Source organism: Vibrio sp. 14N.309.X.WAT.E.F5 (assembly GCF_030397615.1).
In the GTDB taxonomy this organism is placed as follows: Bacteria; Pseudomonadota; Gammaproteobacteria; order Enterobacterales; family Vibrionaceae; genus Vibrio; species Vibrio lentus.
In genome coordinates this window covers 50761-68245 of the sequence record NZ_JAPNXR010000009.1, presented here as the reverse complement: position 1 = coordinate 68245, position 17485 = coordinate 50761, and the positions used below count along the sequence as shown (strand labels likewise).

Genomic DNA, 17485 nt, shown 5'->3' with positions numbered 1-17485 from the left:
AAGGAAGCCCTTCTCGGCAAAGAATAGTTTCGATAAGTAGTCATTCTACAATCAAAAATTCTAACGCCGTTATCGAGCATTTTAACAAGCTAGGTTGAGCAGTTATTTACTACGATTGATATTATTTAACTATAGGAAACTAGGATGCCTTATTTAATAGTTATAGTCCTCTCTATTTTTACTCTTACTGGATGCCAGTCAGCTTATTACTCCGCTATGGAGCAAGTGGGCTACCACAAACGCGACATTATGGTCGACAGAGTGGAAGATGCAAAAGAGTCGCAGCAGGATGCTCAGGAAGAGTTTACCAGCGCACTTGAAGCCTTGAGTAGCCTGACTAACTTCAGTGGTGGCGACCTTGAAGACATGTACAACAAGATTAACGATAAATACCAAGACAGTGAGAAAGCCGCACAAAATGTCAGTGACCGCATTGCTGCGATTGAAGATGTGTCCGATGCGCTATTTGAAGAGTGGCAGGGTGAGTTAGATCTCTACACCAGTGATTCATTGCGTCGATCAAGTGAGAAAAAGCTGCGTGAAACCAAATCGTCTTACCAAACCATGCTATCAGCGATGAAAAGAGCTGAGAAGAAAATGGATCCGGTACTCAACACTCTTCGCGACAACACGCTTTATCTCAAGCACAACCTCAATGCGAGTGCCGTTGGTTCATTGCAGGGAGAGTTTATGAGCTTAGAAAAAGACATCGCCTACGCGATAGAACAGATGAATGCAGCGATAGCAGAATCGGATAAATTCTTAGCTCAACTGAACCAGAAGTAGCGCTACAGAGATACAACACCATGCAGCCTATCATTATTACTGGCGGTCCCGGAGCCGGAAAAACAACGCTGATTAACGCCTTGGGTGACATGGGTTACCCAACCTTCGCAGAGTCCTCTCGCCAGCTGATAGAAGAACAAAGTCAGATTGAAAATGGGGTCTTACCTTGGTTAGATCTTCCGGGGTTTGCTCACTTGTGCTTAACCGTGATGAGTGAGCAAAAAGAGCAAGCGAGGCAGCAACAGGTAGCGTTTCTTGACCGTGCGATTCCAGATATCTGTGGTTACTTAGCTCAGGCGAGCCTTGAGGTTGATGATAACTACCGAGAAGCGAGTAAAGGCTATCACTCCCAAGTCCTATTCTGCCGCCCTGAAGCTTCTATCTATGTTCAAGATGAAGTGCGCCCTTATCCGTTTGAAGAAGCACTAGAGATTCACTACGCGTTAGTCAGAGTCTACCAAGAGCTTGGCTATGAGGTGGTTGAAGTGCCGTTTATGCCAGTCGAAGAACGGGCTCTATTTGTTAAAAGCCACCTAGGTATCAAAAGCTAGATCCCCAACTCGGTCGTTCCTCCCTCTTGAGGATGACGACTATGATTCTTTGAGTCTCTGACTTCCAACTATCAAACGCGCTCTTGGAAATAGGCTCATCCATAAAGCAAACTTCCGTCATTCCCTACAGCGAGGAACGAGCGTGATAGGGAATCTCTTGGATGCCGTAAAAGAAAGATTCCAGATATCTCGTCCCTCGATTCTGGAATGACGATTCGATGCATAGATATGGAACATGCTCTTCGTATCTCGCATCTCGTTTACCCGTATCTACTCCAACACCACATAAAACAAAAGCCCCGAGCAGCTAGGCTACTCGGGGCTTTCTTATCTACTTAGCTAGAAGCTAGTCAGCTGGCAATTAAGCCTTAGCTGGACGTGCTGCACGCTTACGTTCGTTTTCAGTAAGAAGTTTCTTACGGATACGTACGTTAAGTGGCGTTACTTCTACTAGTTCATCTTCATCGATAAACTCAAGAGCTTGCTCTAGAGTGTGCTTGATCGGTGGAGAAAGAACTTGTGCTTCATCAGTACCAGATGCACGAACGTTCGTTAGTTGCTTACCTTTTAGACAGTTTACTGTCAGGTCGTTTGAACGGTTGTGAATACCGATTACTTGACCTTCATAAACTTCATCCGCGTGCTCTGTGAATAGACGACCACGAGCTTGAAGGAAGAATAGAGCGTAAGTAAGAGCTTTACCCGTTGCGTTCGAGATTAGAACACCGTTGTTACGCTGACCAATGATACCGCCTTTGTAAGGACCGTAATGATCGAACGAGTGGTAAATAAGACCAGAACCAGATGTCATTGTAAGGAATTCAGTTTGGAAACCGATAAGACCACGAGAAGGCATCATGAAGTCCATGCGAACACGGCCTTTACCATCTGGTGCCATATCTGTTAGCTCACCCTTACGTAGACCGATGCTTTCCATGATCGCACCTTGGTGCTCTTCAACTACATCGATAGTAACCGTTTCGAACGGTTCCATTTTCTGACCATCTTCTTCTTTGATGATTACTTCTGGACGAGATACTGCTAGCTCGAAACCTTCACGACGCATGTTTTCGATCAGGATAGAAAGGTGAAGCTCACCACGGCCTGATACGCGGAAACGGTCTGGACTTTCAGTTTCTTCAACACGTAGTGCAACGTTATGAACCAATTCTTTTTCAAGACGCTCAAGGATGTTACGTGAAGTTACAAACTTACCTTCTTTACCCGCGAACGGAGAAGTGTTTACTTGGAAAGTCATTGTTACTGTTGGTTCATCAACAGACAGTGGTTCCATTGCTTCAACATTGTTTACGTCACAGATAGTGTCTGAAATTTTCAGCTCACCAAGACCAGTGATTGCAATGATGTCGCCAGCGTTAGCTTGCTCTACTTCGTGACGCTCAAGACCTAGGTAACCAAGTACAGTACCTACTTTACCGTTACGTTTCTTGCCTTCAGCATTCACGATAGTTACTTGTTGGTTTGGCTTAACCGAACCACGAGTAACACGAGCAACACCGATAACACCTACGTAAGAGCTGTAATCAAGTTGCGAAATTTGCATTTGTAGTGGACCGTCAAGGTCAACTGCAGGCGCTTCTACTGTATCAACAACAGCTTGGAACAGTGGTTCCATGTCTGTGCCAACTGCGCCTTCTTCCATTGTTGCCCAACCGTTTAGAGCTGAAGCGTAAACAACAGTAAAGTCTAGTTGCTCATCAGTAGCACCTAGGTTGTCGAAAAGGTCGAATACTTGATCCATAACCCAATCAGGACGAGCACCAGGACGGTCAATCTTGTTGATAACAACGATTGGCTTAAGGCCGTGTGCGAATGCTTTTTGCGTTACGAAACGAGTTTGAGGCATCGGGCCGTCAACTGCATCTACGATCAGAAGAACTGAATCAACCATAGACATGATACGCTCAACTTCACCGCCGAAGTCCGCGTGTCCCGGAGTATCTACGATGTTGATGCGGTAATCATTCCAGTTGATTGCTGTGTTCTTAGCAAGGATTGTAATGCCACGCTCTTTTTCGATGTCATTCGAATCCATGACACGCTCTTCAGCTTCACCACGAGACTCAAGAGTGCCTGACTGTTGTAGCAGTTTATCAACCAAAGTCGTTTTACCGTGGTCAACGTGCGCGATGATCGCGATATTTCTTAACTTATCAATCTGTGGAGTAGACATGGATTCTCGATTCACTCATAAAAGGTAGCCGTCAATTATCTCAATTGTTTGGATAATAACCGCTAGCTTGATTTAAAAAACGGTCAATAATATACCAGATTTTAGAAAAAAACCCAGAAATATGTGATCTGAACCAAGGCTTTTTTCTCTATTAGCGATTCATATTCGCTTAACATCGATTCAATACAGTATAGAACAGCTGAATTCGTACGATTTTTAAAATCCTTGCGCGCTAACTTCGAGCCAAATCTACCCCGAAAAAGAAAAGTGGATTGACAACGTACTCAATTCGTTGCTGAATGGTATTCGTTTGTGATTCATCATATTGGTGCACATCAAGCACATTGCACCAACATAGTGCGCTCGGAGATCATTTTGGTGCAAAACTCGAATGCAAACGCAAACAAAAACAACTAAGCAATTGAAATTAATGGAATAATTTTTTTGGCACGCTTTTGGCAATAGACAAATCAGCATCGATTAATGCACATACAGACATTAATCAATGCTGGTTTCAACCGAATCGAGCTAATACCGAATTAATAACACTGGAGGTTATCCAAGATGTCAGTAGAAAATGTACTATCCCTGATCCAAGAGAACGAAGTTAAATTTATCGACTTACGTTTTACTGATACAAAAGGTAAAGAGCAGCATATCTCTATTCCTTCTCACCAAGTTGACGCTGACTTCTTTGAAGAAGGTAAAATGTTCGACGGCTCTTCAGTAGCAGGTTGGAAAGGCATTAACGAATCTGACATGGTAATGATGCCTGACGCATCATCTGCAGTTCTTGACCCATTCACAGAAGACGCAACGCTAAACATCCGTTGTGACATTCTTGAGCCTGCAACAATGCAAGGCTACGACCGTGACCCTCGCTCAATCGCTAAACGTTCTGAAGAATACCTACGCTCTACTGGTATCGCAGATACAGTTCTAGTCGGTCCTGAGCCAGAATTCTTCCTATTTGATGATGTTAAATTCTCAAATGACATGTCTGGTTCTTTCTTCAAGATTGATGACGTAGAAGCAGCTTGGAACACAGGTTCTGACATCGAAGGCGGTAACAAAGGTCACCGTCCTGGCGTTAAAGGCGGTTACTTCCCAGTAGCTCCTGTAGATTCTTCTCAAGACATCCGTTCTGCAATGTGTCTAGTTATGGAAGAGATGGGTCTAGTTGTTGAAGCTCATCACCACGAAGTAGCAACTGCGGGTCAAAACGAAATCGCAACTCGCTTCAACACGCTAACAACAAAAGCGGATGAGACTCAAATCTACAAGTACGTTGTACACAACGTTGCTCATGCATTTGGTAAAACAGCGACATTCATGCCTAAGCCATTAGTTGGTGATAACGGTTCTGGTATGCACGTTCACCAATCTCTAGCAAAAGACGGCGTTAACCTGTTTGCTGGTGATAAGTACGGCGGCCTATCTGAAATGGCGCTTTACTACATCGGTGGTGTAATCAAACACGCTCGTGCAATCAACGCATTTGCTAACCCATCAACAAACTCGTACAAGCGTCTTGTACCTGGTTTTGAAGCTCCAGTAATGCTTGCTTACTCAGCACGTAACCGTTCTGCTTCTATCCGTATCCCAGTAGTACCAAGCCCGAAAGCACGTCGTATCGAGCTACGTTTTGGTGACCCAGCAGCTAACCCATACCTATGCTACTCAGCAATGCTGATGGCTGGCCTTGACGGTATCAAGAACAAGATCCACCCAGGCGAAGCTATGGATAAAGATCTATACGACCTTCCTGCAGAAGAAGCGGCTGAAATCCCAACAGTTGCAGAATCTCTAGAAGTAGCGCTTAAAGCTCTAGACGCCGATCGTGAGTTCCTAACCGCTGGCGGCGTATTCTCTGACGACTTCATTGATTCTTACATCACACTGAAATCTGACGATGTACAACGCGTGAACATGGCGACACACCCACTTGAGTTTGAACTGTACTACTCAGTTTAATTTTTAGTCGGTCTTCTTACTGCAATAAGTAAGAAACTCTAGAAAAATATTAGGCTCGCCTCGCAGGTGGGCCTTTTTTCTATTCTCCCTACCTCTCCTTCCTCGTACCATATTCGATACCAATCGTAGTAAATAACTGCTCACCCTAGCTTGTTAAAACACTCGATAACGTCGTTAGAATTTTTGATTGTAGAATAACTACTTATCGAAACTATTTTTTTTGCCGAGCAGGGCTGTCTCGTTCTCAAGCCTTTTTCCTGCGCTATTTGTGAACACTAACTTACCGTGATTGGTATTAAATAAAAGCCCTTAGAGGCTGTTGCTATAAATACAATAAAATCAATAACAAAACTAACGTCAAACGTGAAAACACCTAACGGTGGAAAGAGGCTAACGATATGAAAAACATACTGTTCCTAATCGGATTAACAGTCGCATTCTCGTGCTCTGCTCAAACGGTGTACACCTGGGAAGATGAGGATGGTGTGCTTCACTTTAGTGATACCCCTACCGATCAAGGTGCGGAGGCTCTTCGCCTACCTGACGTACAAGCTTCCGCGCCAGCCCCTAAATTTGAGGCCTCAACGCCTGTTGACGCTGCAGATCCCTCTACAACTAAAACGGCAACACCAGCTCACGCTCAGGAAAAAACAGATAACACGAAACGAGAGGTACCCGCTCAGTTAGCCCTCAGCATGCTGACTCCAGTTCATGATCAAACCATCCGCAGCAACCGTGGCTTAATCCCAATAAAAATAGAACTCAACCGCAAGCTTGGTATTGGAGAGCAGTTGCAATTGATGCTCGATGGTCGTCGTTATGGCGCTCCACAAACCCAACCTAATTGGGAATTGAAAGGTATCGATCGAGGCACTCACACCATTGCAATTCAAGCACATAGAAGCGGCAAGCTTATTGCATCTACTAGTCCAGTCACCGTGTATTTACATCGAGCGACGCTCAAGTAAGCCAATGTGTTAAAAGAGGCCAAATTACCTCTACTTTTCACCTGATCGAAGCAGCTTTCAGCGACTCTAATGAATTATCTTTAGCTTCTGGTTGATATGCGCCATACTTGAACTTAGCTTCGCACCAATTTGGTGCAGTGAGAAAAACACCAGTTCAAGGACGAAATAGTGAATCGATCAGCCCAAAGCGACAGCATAGATACACATCATCTTTCCAACGCCATTCTCGACAATATGGTGACCGCGACCTTGATGCTCGATGAGCAATTGTTCGTTCGATACGCCAACCCTGCGGCTGAACAACTCTTCTCTCAAAGCGCGAGACGCATCGTCGATCACCCACTAAGCCAGTTAATTCAACATGCTTCCCTCGACTTAGCACTTCTAACTCAGCCTCTACAAAGTGGCCAAAGCATCACAGACAGCGACGTTACCTTTGTTGTCGACAACCGCCCACTGATGTTAGAAGTCACCGTAAGCCCTATCTCATGGCAGCGTGAAACCTTGTTACTAGTGGAGATGCGCAAGATAGACCAACAAAGACGCCTCAGCCAAGAGCTAAACCAACACGCACAGCAACAAGCGGCGAAGCTACTGGTACGCGGGTTGGCTCATGAAATCAAAAACCCATTGGGCGGTTTAAGAGGAGCGGCGCAACTGCTTGGAAAAATGTTGCCCGATCAGTCCCTCAATGAATACACACAGATCATTATTGAACAAGCCGATCGCTTGAGAGCCTTGGTCGACCGCCTTCTTGGTCCACAAAAACCAGGAAAAAAAACCGAAGAGAACCTTCATCAAATTTTAGAAAAAGTTCGACAGTTAGTAGAGCTTGAAGCGGGCTCAACACTCGCTATAGAAAGAGATTACGACCCTAGCCTGCCGGCGATAATGATGGATTCCGCTCAAGTTGAACAAGCCATGCTCAATATCGTGAGTAACGCTGCACAGATTTTGAAGGCGCAAGAGTCCGGTAAAATCACCATCCGCACCAGAACGGTGCATCAAGCCAATATTCATGGCAAGCGACACAAGCTCGCGGCTCGCATTGAGATCAGCGACAACGGTCCAGGCATCCCTGATGAGTTAAAAGACACCCTCTTTTACCCAATGGTGAGTGGGCGCGAGGGTGGCACTGGCTTAGGGCTATCGATATCTCAAAACCTGATCGATCAGCACAACGGAAAAATAGACGTTGAAAGCTGGCCAGGTAACACCACATTCACGATTTATTTGCCGATATAAGCGAAGCCTTGATTCCCACAGGAAACAACGTTTCATCGGCAACAACGAATACCGAACAATAAAAACAACAATGATTATCACAATAGATTTGGCTGCAAAGGAATTGAATTATGAGTAAGGGTTACGTTTGGGTCGTCGATGACGACAGTTCTATACGCTGGGTCGTAGAAAAGACGCTGTCATCTGCGGATATTAAGTGCGAAACATTTGCTGACGCTGAGAGCGTGCTGCTGGCGCTTGAACGCGAAACGCCAGACGTATTGGTGTCGGACATTCGCATGCCTGGCATTGACGGTATCGAGCTGTTGCATCAAGTTCATCAACGCTCTCCCGACCTACCCGTGATCATTATGACCGCGCACTCAGACCTTGATGCGGCGGTGAATGCTTATCAAAAAGGCGCTTTTGAGTATCTGCCTAAGCCGTTTGATATCGATGAGACGCTTACTTTAGTAGAGCGAGCCATCGCACACAGCCAAGAACAGAAGCGTGAACAAGCCAGCGAAGTTGCCGAAGAGACCAACGCACCCGAAATTATCGGTGAAGCACCCGCGATGCAGGAAGTTTTCCGCGCTATTGGTCGTTTATCTCGTTCGTCCATTTCTGTTCTGATTAATGGTGAGTCCGGTACGGGTAAAGAGTTAGTCGCGCACGCTTTGCACCGCCATAGCCCGAGAGCAAAGAAACCATTTATCGCTTTGAACATGGCTGCAATCCCTAAAGACTTGATCGAGTCAGAACTATTTGGCCACGAGAAAGGCGCCTTTACCGGAGCCAACAGTGTTCGCCAAGGGCGTTTTGAACAAGCCAACGGTGGCACCCTGTTTTTGGATGAGATCGGTGATATGCCACTCGATATTCAAACCCGTTTGCTACGTGTCTTGTCGGATGGCCAATTTTACCGAGTGGGCGGTCACTCTGCGGTGAAGGTTGATGTACGTATCGTTGCGGCAACCCACCAGGATTTAGAAAGACTGGTGCATGAAGGGGGTTTCCGTGAAGACCTTTTTCATCGACTGAATGTAATTCGAATCCATATTCCTGCGCTGCGTGAACGTAAGCAAGATATTGAGAAACTGACTCATCACTTCTTAGCCTCTGCCGCCGAAGAACTCGGTGTTGAAGTAAAAACACTCCACCCAGAGACGATCCTAAAGCTCAATCAACTGAATTGGCCAGGTAACGTACGTCAGCTGGAAAATATTTGTCGTTGGCTCACTGTAATGGCCAGCGGTAGTGAAATATTACCTTCGGATCTTCCTCCTGAATTATTGGAAGAGAAAGTGGTGACCACTTCAGGCACCGGAGATAACTGGCAGCAGCTGCTGGCTAATTGGGCAAAGTGTGCGCTTGATTCAGGAGAAAAGGAGCTGCTGACTTATGCTCTGCCAGAGTTTGAACGTATACTGCTAGAGGCTGCACTCAACCATACCAATGGTCATAAACAGGATGCAGCCAAGGTTTTAGGCTGGGGAAGAAACACCCTAACCCGTAAACTCAAAGAACTGTACTGACCTGATATGACTTTCGATGCAGCTACTTTTTAACCAAAAAAGGGTCGCTTGGTTTGAATAGTGTCGGTACAATTAAGGTATGCCATTCACTAAAGTTGTAGCTAGAGATGTCTTTGAAAGCACAAATTACATTAAGAACCGCAGTGGTTCTGCCATTCGTGATGATTTTTCTGTTCACTATGGGCGTAATGATTTTCACTCAAAAACAAAGCTACAAAGAGATGGTGAGTGATATTAGTGCACGTCAACTAGCATCACTCACTGACAATGTTCATAAAAGCCTGGCCGATTTTTTAGAAAAACCGTTTCACGCCAACCTCTCACTCAGCCATAACATTGGCTACCACCACCTCTACCAAGCTGGAAACCTCAGCAAAGTTCAAGATTACATTCTTTATAAGTTTTCCGATCACTTCACCGTAGTACCGCAACTTGATGTGATTGGTTTTGGTTCTGAAGACGGAAATTATGTGGGGTTTCGTAAAGAAGCAAACGATGGTTATACCTTGATGGTGCAGGATGACCGCACCCAAGATCAGCTGGTTATCTACCGTGGCAGCAAGATAAGTGAAGACATTCGTTCTGTCATCTCAGGGTACGACCCGCGAGTGCGCCCTTGGTATACGCCAGTTGTGAATCAGAAAAAAGCCGTGTGGTCGCCCATTTACGCCAATGCCGATGAACGCCAAGAGATCACCCTGTCAGCAATTGCGCCTATTTATGATAACGACGAATTTAAAGCGGTCATTGTCAGCGATATTAAGATCAATACCTTCAACGCATTCTTGAGAGATTTAAAAAATAATACCGATGCCTCTGTCTACATCATCGATCAGCAACAACGTTTAGTTGCTCACTCAGAAGGCGGCAGCGTCGTGTCTTGGGGAACAGGTAAAACCCACAAGGGCCAACGTCTCCTCGCAACAGAAAGTTCTAATCCAGTCATACAAAAGAGTGCCAGTTACGTTGACCAGTTTCACTTGGTTAAAAACATGGCCGTTCAACGTTTCAGTTTTAACCTCGATGACCAACGATACTTCAACCAGCTCACACCTTTTGAAGATGGGCATGGCATCACTTGGTTTATTGGCATGTCGATCCCTGAGTCTAACCTGCTCGGTGAACTACCAGAAAATCAAAGAAACAGTTGGCTACTTGGGCTCGCGCTCAGCTGTATTGGCATCATCGCTGGGCTGATTGCCTTTAATCGCGTAATTCGACCGATAACCTCAACCGCCGACGCTGCAAAACGCCTAGCCAATGGCGATTGGAATAATAGCATGCCGAAACCGGGTAATATCTACGAAACCAGCATGCTAGTAGCAGCCTTCAATGAGATGGCCAACAACTTAAAGGCCTCTTTCGAGCAATTACAATCTCAGCTTACCTATGACTCACTAACCAAATTGTATAGCCGAGAAGGCTTTATTGATGCTGCAAAGAAAAACACCGAAACAGTGGAAGGAACGCTTTACTTAGTTGGTATCGATCGCTTCCGCGATATCAATGACAGCCTTGGCCATTACAATGGCGACCAACTGCTGATCATCGCAGCCGCTCGACTGCGCGGCATTCTGCCAACGGAGTACTTGTTGGCTCGTACTGGTGGCGATGAGTTCGCGATCTACGCACCCAATGTAACTCAAGACGACGATGTTCAGCTGCTTGCTAACCGACTACTCCAAACCTTTGCTTCGCCATTTTCCATGGAATCAGAAAACGTGGTGATTAAGGTATCGATTGGTGTCGTTCACGTATCAAATGACCAAGACGTTACCTTATGGCTTCGCAACAGCAGTATTGCACTGAGCAATGCCAAGCAAGATAAAGCGCGTGTCAGCATCTACAGTCCAGAAATGGGCAAGGCCTCTAGACACCGAACCAAGATGCTAGCCCGCCTCAACAAAGCGATCGAACTGCAACAATTCGAACCCTTTTACCAACCTATTATCGACCTTGAATCAGGCTCAACAATCGGCGCTGAAGCCCTAGCCCGCTGGATCACTGATGAAGGCATTATCTCACCGTTGGAATTCATTCCACTCGCGGAAGAAACAGGGCTCATCTACGATATTGGTCAGCAAATTCTGCATAAGTCTTGTCGAGATACCGCCATCGCGATCGAATCAGGGAAATGGAGCGAAGACTTCTCTATTCACGTTAACTTGTCTGTCGACCAACTGAGTGAAAGCGGATTCATTGACTTGGTTAAAAACACGCTGCGTGATACCAAGTTACCCGCCAAAAACCTGACATTGGAGATCACAGAGTCACGCATCGTCGACAATGACCCAACCATCATCGATAACATGCTGACACTCAAAGCGCTGGGAATTTCGATTGCGATTGATGACTTTGGGACCGGTTATTCATCGCTTGCCTACCTGCAGAAGCTGCCATTTGATTGCCTTAAAATTGATCGAAGCTTCGTCTGTAAGCTCGAACAAGAAAGCTTAGACAGCTCAATCGTTGCGGCTATCGTCAACATAACCAAAGGCTTTAAGGTGAACTTGGTTGCGGAAGGCGTGGAAACTCAGCAGCAGGCTGATTTGCTCAAACAACTGCAATGCCCACTAGCACAAGGCTTCTTATACAGTCGTCCTGTTCCGTTTGACCAGTGGCCAACCGATCTCATCAATGTTCAAAAGAATGCCAACGCTCAACAAAATACCAAAAGTAAACAAAGCATCAAAGAGAGCGCTACCTAGCCAGGTTGTAGACAGTCTTGGGGCAGCAATACACAGATACAAAAATGCCAGCATGATGCTGGCATTTTTATGTTTCTATTCTCAATCGAGCGATTAGATCACGCGAGAGAACTGCTGTTGGCGAGCCTTGGCACGTAGGTATTTATCGAAACACATACAGATATTACGAATCAACAAACGACCACGTAGAGTCACACGAATTTCTTTGTCGTCGACTTCAACCAACTCATCGTTGATGAAGGTTTGCAGCAGCCCTAGGTCTTCTTTGAAGTAACGATTAAAGTTAACCGAGAACTCAGATTCAATCATCGTTTTATCAAGCTTAAAGTTACAGATAAGCTGCTTGATCACTTCACGACGTAGAAGGTCATCACTGTCTAGAGCAACGCCTTTCCAAAGTGCATGACGCAGGTCGTTAACTTGTGCGTAGTACTTCTTCAGCTCTTTCTGGTTTTGTGCATAAGCATCACCGACCATTGAGATAGCAGAAACACCGAAACCAATTAGGTCAGCTTCACCTTGGGTCGTGTAGCCTTGGAAGTTACGATGCAGAATACCTTCACGCTGTGCAACTGCTAGCTCGTCTTCTGGTAAAGCAAAGTGATCCATACCAATAAACTGGTAGCCCGCGCCCGTTAAAGTCTCAATGGTATCTTGTAGGATAGCCATCTTCTCTTTCGGCTCAGGTAGGTCTTCATCTTTAATCTTACGCTGCGCAGCAAACAGTTGCGGCATGTGTGCGTAGTTAAATACCGATAAACGACCCGGTTTCATCTCAAGTACTTGCTTCAATGTTTCCGCGAACAACGCTTGAGTCTGCTTTGGTAGGCCGTAGATCAAGTCTAGGTTGGTTGAACGGAAGCCTAGTTCTTTGGCACGCTGAACCATCGCGATGATGAACTCTTCATCTTGCTCACGGTTAACCAGCTTTTGTACTTCTTTGTTGAAGTCTTGAACACCAATGCTCAGGCGGTTAAAGCCTTCGCTACGCAGGTGATCAAGCACATCTAATTCGATTTCACGTGGGTCAACTTCGATACTGATTTCAGCATCAGCCGTAAAGTTAAACTCGTCACGTAGGATCAGCATCAAACGGGTAATTTGAGCTTTAGTTAAGAATGTTGGCGTACCACCACCGAAGTGAAGTTGAGTCACTTCGCGGCCATTCAGTAAAGAAGCACGCTGACGAATCTCATGTTCGATCACATCCAAGTACTCATCGGCTTTATGCGAGTGACGAGTAATGACCTTGTTACAACCACAGTAGTAACAAAGCTTGTGACAGAATGGGATATGTACGTAAAGAGAGAGAGGACGCTCTGGGTACTGAGTACACGCCATGTCGTAATCAGCGACGGTAAACGCTTCATGAAACTCCAACGCAGTTGGGTATGACGTGTAACGAGGTCCCGAATAGTTATACTTGTTTAAGATTTCTTGATCCCAAACGATTTGCTGATTCGTTGTTACTGGCTTGCTCGACATAGCGGTAATTCCAATTTAGATCCGCGAGAACCTAAGGTCTCTCAAATCATTTTACATACATTAAAATATAGACGGGTTATTTTGCCACACGACTTGTAAGGACGTTTCAAGACAAAATCTTTTTTTCAGATAAAAACTCAGAACTGCTAGCTTGATCACTAACAATGCACCGAAATAAAAAGGTGCAAAAGGTAAGAAGGCTCATTTAACACTATCTATAAAGATAAGGTGTATTAAGAACAGCGCGTCTTAAGAACACCATGTATTAAACAAGCCTCTATATTAAAAGTCTCAGTGACTAGATCATCTGAATATTGATTTGATTGTTGAGAGGCTTAACCTTCTCCTGCAACCTTTTCAAATCTTCGATAACCGCATCATTCAAGCGAGTCTCTGCCTTATGGCGTGTGAGATTCTGCTGCATACGTTCTTTCTTGGTCAGTTCCTGCCTGCCGTCTCCGCGCGCCATATCTTTAACGATATGGTACAGCTCAGAAAGAGCAGGATATTCAGAATCAAAATCGACACGCTCATCACCCTGAACATTATCCATAATGATACACACTCGGATACTGATCTCAGGCAAATCACACTGGCCTTGAATGCCCGCTAAACACAAGGTATTTACGTTGTCGTAAATCGTTGCGTTACGTTTTTCAATGGCAAGTGCTTGATGCTGCTTTTGCAACTCCGTCTGCTTCTTCACTTGAAGTAGAAGGTAACCTGCATAAGAGCCCAAGCCGAGAATGATAATTCCACCAGCAATTGCTAATAAGGTTACATTCATTTCGTCTTAACCTTTAAAGCTGTCTAAATCGATATCTTCGAATTGAGACAACAAGTCTTCGTCAGAGCTTGCTTTCTTCTTCTTAGCGACAACAGGCGCTTCTTCGAAGATCTCTTCTTCATCGTCTTCTGGCTCTAGAAGACCTAGACGGCCCATTAGGTGCTCAATACGATCAAGTTTTTCATCAACGAACTTCTGTAGACCAGCACCTAGGTTTTCACCATTTTCGATACGATCTAACAATGTGTTCAGTTGAGCATCATTCTCAAGCATCTCTAACTCTTGTTCGTTAGAGAGCTTACGCTCTTGTTTCGTCGGCTTCTTAGCAGGTTCAACAATCAGCGGAATTTTTTTCTTGCTGCCTAAACGAGGGTCACGATCTTGTGCAGCTTTACGCTGTCTCGCTTCGCTACCATCTGAGTGACGGCTGCCAGATTTAAGACCTTTGCGCTTTTTAACACGCTTGCGTTCACGACCTTCAACATCAGATTCACTACGGTTTCTTGTTACCATAGGTTCAGGAGCGCCAAGTGCTCCCGGCTTTCTTGATTTCTTACTACGACCCATTACTGCACTTTCCTCAGTAAAATTACATCACTTCCAAAAAATTCTAGTTCGAGCTTATCCCGCTCGGCCAAAAACTGGAATGTTTGACGACTAAAGAAGACGACATGTGTCGGGTCATTCTTATAGTGCCAACCAGCAAACGCATCTACGTCTATTACTAGCTTAGTCATGAGACCAATCCAGCCCTTGGGTTTAACTAAATTCAACCATTGCTGCCACACTTTGTCTGGGTGATAAAGGTGCTCTATCACTTCGGTAGCAGTCATAAAGTCATACGTTTTCTCCAACACAGAAGTCTCTGGATGGTAATAAATATCGTACAACTCCATGGTGTGTCCGGCTTCTTCTAACATAATAGATAGCGTAGGGCCTGGGCCACAACCAAAATCCAACCCTTGTGAGTTAGATGAAATTTTGTCTGTTAAGGGATCCGCGATGCGAGATAAAAAGCGGCGGTAGCCCGCATCACTAGGATCGTTCTCATGGAGATCATAGTGTGCTTTTTCTTCTTTTGCTTCTAACCTTTGTTCAGGTTTAACAAATACCAGTTCACATTGCTGACATTGTAGATACGCTCTACGTTTGTCTTCAAAATAGTGATTCACGCCTTGGTGATGGCATAAGGGACAAGTATACATAGCACATCCTTAAACAGGGATGCGAAACATACCAGAAACTGAGTTTATAGTGGAGGGGTATTGGGTGTTTTTTCATCAAATCAATAAAAAAAGCGATAGGAAAACCTATCGCTCTCTAAATCTGCCTATATCGGCCAAAATTTGCATACTCAACTTGGTACACAAATCTCCATTTGTTATTGGTGCTTTCCATGCCAAATTTATTTGTTGTTCATCGTCCTGATGAGTTTTGGCTATCCTTTTCTAACACCTTGTTGCTGGGCTGTCCTAGCCTGATCCGTTTCTGTCTATACCGTTAGACTAGATGACCATCCATATCTAAGTCAGCTCCTAGCTGATGGCGGTTACTTTACCGTGTTACAAAAAGACTACAAGAGTGCGACTTCACACTTTCGTACACAAATCGATCACACATTGATAAATTAGACATGAGATAAAAAAGCATAAATAAAATCAATACAAAAGAAAACGCCCCAACCATTGCTGATTGGGGCGTCTCTTCAATTTTGCTCGAACGTACATTTCTTTGTTCTGGCTAAGAACAAGAAACCGACATATTAGTGTAAACCACCAACGTACTTCGATAAGGTATCAATATCTGCGTCTGTTAACTTTTTAGCTACATCACGCATCATCGCATTCATGTCGTTATTACGGCTACCATCGCGGAATTTCTCAAGTTGAGCCTTGATGTAATCTGCGTGTTGACCTGAAATCTTAGGGAAACCAGAAAGCTCGGTACCGTTACCACGTGGACCGTGACAAGCAATACACGCCGTTACGCCACGTTCTGCGTTACCCGCGGTGTAAAGAACCTTACCTTCATCTACAACATTTTCAGGTGTAGAGTTGTTCGAGATAGGTAGAGATGCGTAGTATGCCGCTAGGTCAGCCATATCTTCTTCAGATAAAGACATCGCCATTGCACCCATTACAGGTTCATTACGACCTTGCTTACCACCACTCGTCATACCTAGCTTAAGCTCTTTTAACTGCTTCTCTAGATACTTCTCATGTTGACCAGCCAGTTTAGGGTACTGCGTGATCAGACTGTTGCCGTCAGCACCGTGGCAGGCAACACATGTTTGTGATTTGGCTTTACCAGCTTCAATACTACCTTGAGCCCATACTGAGCAGCTGGCTAAAAGACTCAAAATTAGCGCTAATTTCTTCATGACATTCCATTATAATTATCAAGCTTCCAGTACCACTCTATGTTGCCACTCATGGTACAATAGGCGACCTTATGCCGAGCACGGTTATTTTACACAAATTCACAAAAAAGTAATCAATCGACTACACAAAGTCGAGATGGAGTTAACAGTGAGCGTAAAAATTCATTATCAAAACACGCATTTCATTACCAGTGCACCTGATATTCGTCACTTACCAGAAGACGAAGGGATCGAAATTGCGTTTGCAGGACGCTCCAATGCTGGTAAATCTAGCGCACTAAACCGCGTTACAAACCAAAAAAGCTTGGCGAAAACCAGTAAAACCCCAGGTCGAACTCAGCTAATTAACCTATTTAAGGTTACCGACGGCTGTCATATTGTCGACTTGCCTGGATATGGCTTCGCTCAAGTACCGCTTGAGATGAAGAAAAAATGGCAGAAGTCGCTAGGTGAATACCTACAACGACGCGAAAGCCTAAAAGGTTTAGTGGTATTGATGGATATCCGTCACCCAATGAAGGACCTTGACCAACAAATGATCTACTGGGCTATCGATAGCCGCATCCCAGTACAGGTTTTATTAACAAAAGCAGACAAACTGAAAAGTGGCGCGCGTAAAGCACAACTACTGAAAATCCGTAACGATGCGAAATCTTTCGGTGGTGATGTTGCGGTTGATGTCTTCTCTTCAATGAAGGGCATCGGCGTTGACCAACTGCGTGCCAAGATGGATGAGTGGTTTGCTCCGGTATTTGCCGATCAAATCATTGATGAGTTAACTGACGAAGAGCAAAACGACTCAGAGTAGTTCCTCTATATAGATCTTTTTCTATAATTAGAGGCTAAAGCACTGACAACCAGTTATTTAGCCTTATTAATACCCTGCCTTTTAT

14 protein-coding genes are annotated in these 17485 nt (G+C 44.8%); 8 read left to right on the top strand and 6 right to left on the bottom strand.

Annotation, left to right across the window (positions count from 1 at the left end):
* Window positions 1-144: 144 nt before the first annotated feature.
* Together OW495_RS11945 and OW495_RS11940 are read left to right on the top strand one after the other, a co-directional pair.
* A complete protein-coding gene (locus OW495_RS11945; protein ID WP_017107901.1) occupies window positions 145-786 on the top strand; it encodes a DUF2959 domain-containing protein in 642 nt (213 codons plus the stop codon).
* Window positions 787-806: 20 nt separating this feature from the next.
* Entirely contained in the window at window positions 807-1337 is a 531-nt protein-coding gene (locus OW495_RS11940) for an AAA family ATPase (RefSeq protein WP_289886700.1), read from the top strand.
* 361 nt (window positions 1338-1698) lie between these two features.
* Here OW495_RS11940 and typA read toward each other — a convergent pair whose 3' ends face one another.
* Window positions 1699-3531: a translational GTPase TypA gene (gene typA / locus OW495_RS11935; protein WP_017107903.1), complete on the bottom strand. Its 1833-nt coding sequence runs from the start codon at window positions 3529-3531 to the stop codon at window positions 1699-1701.
* A gap of 564 nt (window positions 3532-4095) precedes the next feature.
* Here typA and glnA point away from each other — a divergent pair.
* The 5 genes from glnA to OW495_RS11910 all read left to right on the top strand — a co-directional run bounded on the left by glnA (window position 4096) and on the right by OW495_RS11910 (window position 11940).
* Window positions 4096-5505 (top strand): glutamate--ammonia ligase, encoded by a 1410-nt coding sequence (gene glnA / locus OW495_RS11930; protein ID WP_017107904.1) that lies wholly within the window; start codon window positions 4096-4098, stop codon window positions 5503-5505.
* Between the two features lie 398 nt (window positions 5506-5903).
* Window positions 5904-6473: a DUF4124 domain-containing protein gene (locus tag OW495_RS11925; protein WP_102514259.1), complete on the top strand. Its 570-nt coding sequence runs from the start codon at window positions 5904-5906 to the stop codon at window positions 6471-6473.
* A gap of 168 nt (window positions 6474-6641) precedes the next feature.
* Window positions 6642-7718: a nitrogen regulation protein NR(II) gene (gene glnL, locus OW495_RS11920; protein ID WP_017109220.1), complete on the top strand. Its 1077-nt coding sequence runs from the start codon at window positions 6642-6644 to the stop codon at window positions 7716-7718.
* Between the two features lie 110 nt (window positions 7719-7828).
* Entirely contained in the window at window positions 7829-9232 is a 1404-nt protein-coding gene (gene glnG / locus OW495_RS11915; RefSeq protein WP_017107907.1) for a nitrogen regulation protein NR(I), read from the top strand.
* 107 nt (window positions 9233-9339) lie between these two features.
* Window positions 9340-11940: an EAL domain-containing protein gene (locus OW495_RS11910; RefSeq protein WP_102514258.1), complete on the top strand. Its 2601-nt coding sequence runs from the start codon at window positions 9340-9342 to the stop codon at window positions 11938-11940.
* Between the two features lie 93 nt (window positions 11941-12033).
* Here OW495_RS11910 and hemN read toward each other — a convergent pair whose 3' ends face one another.
* The 5 genes from hemN to OW495_RS11885 all read right to left on the bottom strand — a co-directional run bounded on the left by hemN (window position 12034) and on the right by OW495_RS11885 (window position 16592).
* Window positions 12034-13425: an oxygen-independent coproporphyrinogen III oxidase gene (hemN, locus tag OW495_RS11905; protein ID WP_017107908.1), complete on the bottom strand. Its 1392-nt coding sequence runs from the start codon at window positions 13423-13425 to the stop codon at window positions 12034-12036.
* A gap of 298 nt (window positions 13426-13723) precedes the next feature.
* Window positions 13724-14212 carry a DUF2489 domain-containing protein gene (locus tag OW495_RS11900; protein WP_004735578.1) on the bottom strand — a complete coding sequence of 163 codons (489 nt, stop codon included), beginning with the start codon at window positions 14210-14212 and terminating at the stop codon, window positions 13724-13726.
* Between the two features lie 6 nt (window positions 14213-14218).
* Window positions 14219-14779, bottom strand: coding sequence for a Der GTPase-activating protein YihI (gene yihI, locus OW495_RS11895; RefSeq protein ID WP_017109223.1), 561 nt, complete (start codon window positions 14777-14779; stop codon window positions 14219-14221).
* Window positions 14779-15417, bottom strand: coding sequence for a class I SAM-dependent methyltransferase (locus OW495_RS11890; RefSeq protein ID WP_017107910.1), 639 nt, complete (start codon window positions 15415-15417; stop codon window positions 14779-14781). The genes yihI and OW495_RS11890 overlap by 1 nt, the downstream gene beginning before the upstream one ends.
* Before the next feature lie 557 nt (window positions 15418-15974).
* The gene (locus tag OW495_RS11885) at window positions 15975-16592 is read right to left on the bottom strand and encodes a c-type cytochrome (protein WP_065113320.1); all 618 of its coding nucleotides are present in this window, start codon (window positions 16590-16592) and stop codon (window positions 15975-15977) included.
* A gap of 148 nt (window positions 16593-16740) precedes the next feature.
* Between OW495_RS11885 and yihA the strand changes: the two genes are divergently transcribed.
* On the top strand, window positions 16741-17400 hold the full coding sequence (gene yihA / locus OW495_RS11880) for a ribosome biogenesis GTP-binding protein YihA/YsxC (RefSeq protein WP_065113321.1): 660 nt from the start codon (window positions 16741-16743) through the stop codon (window positions 17398-17400).
* The last annotated feature ends 85 nt before the right edge of the window (window positions 17401-17485 follow it).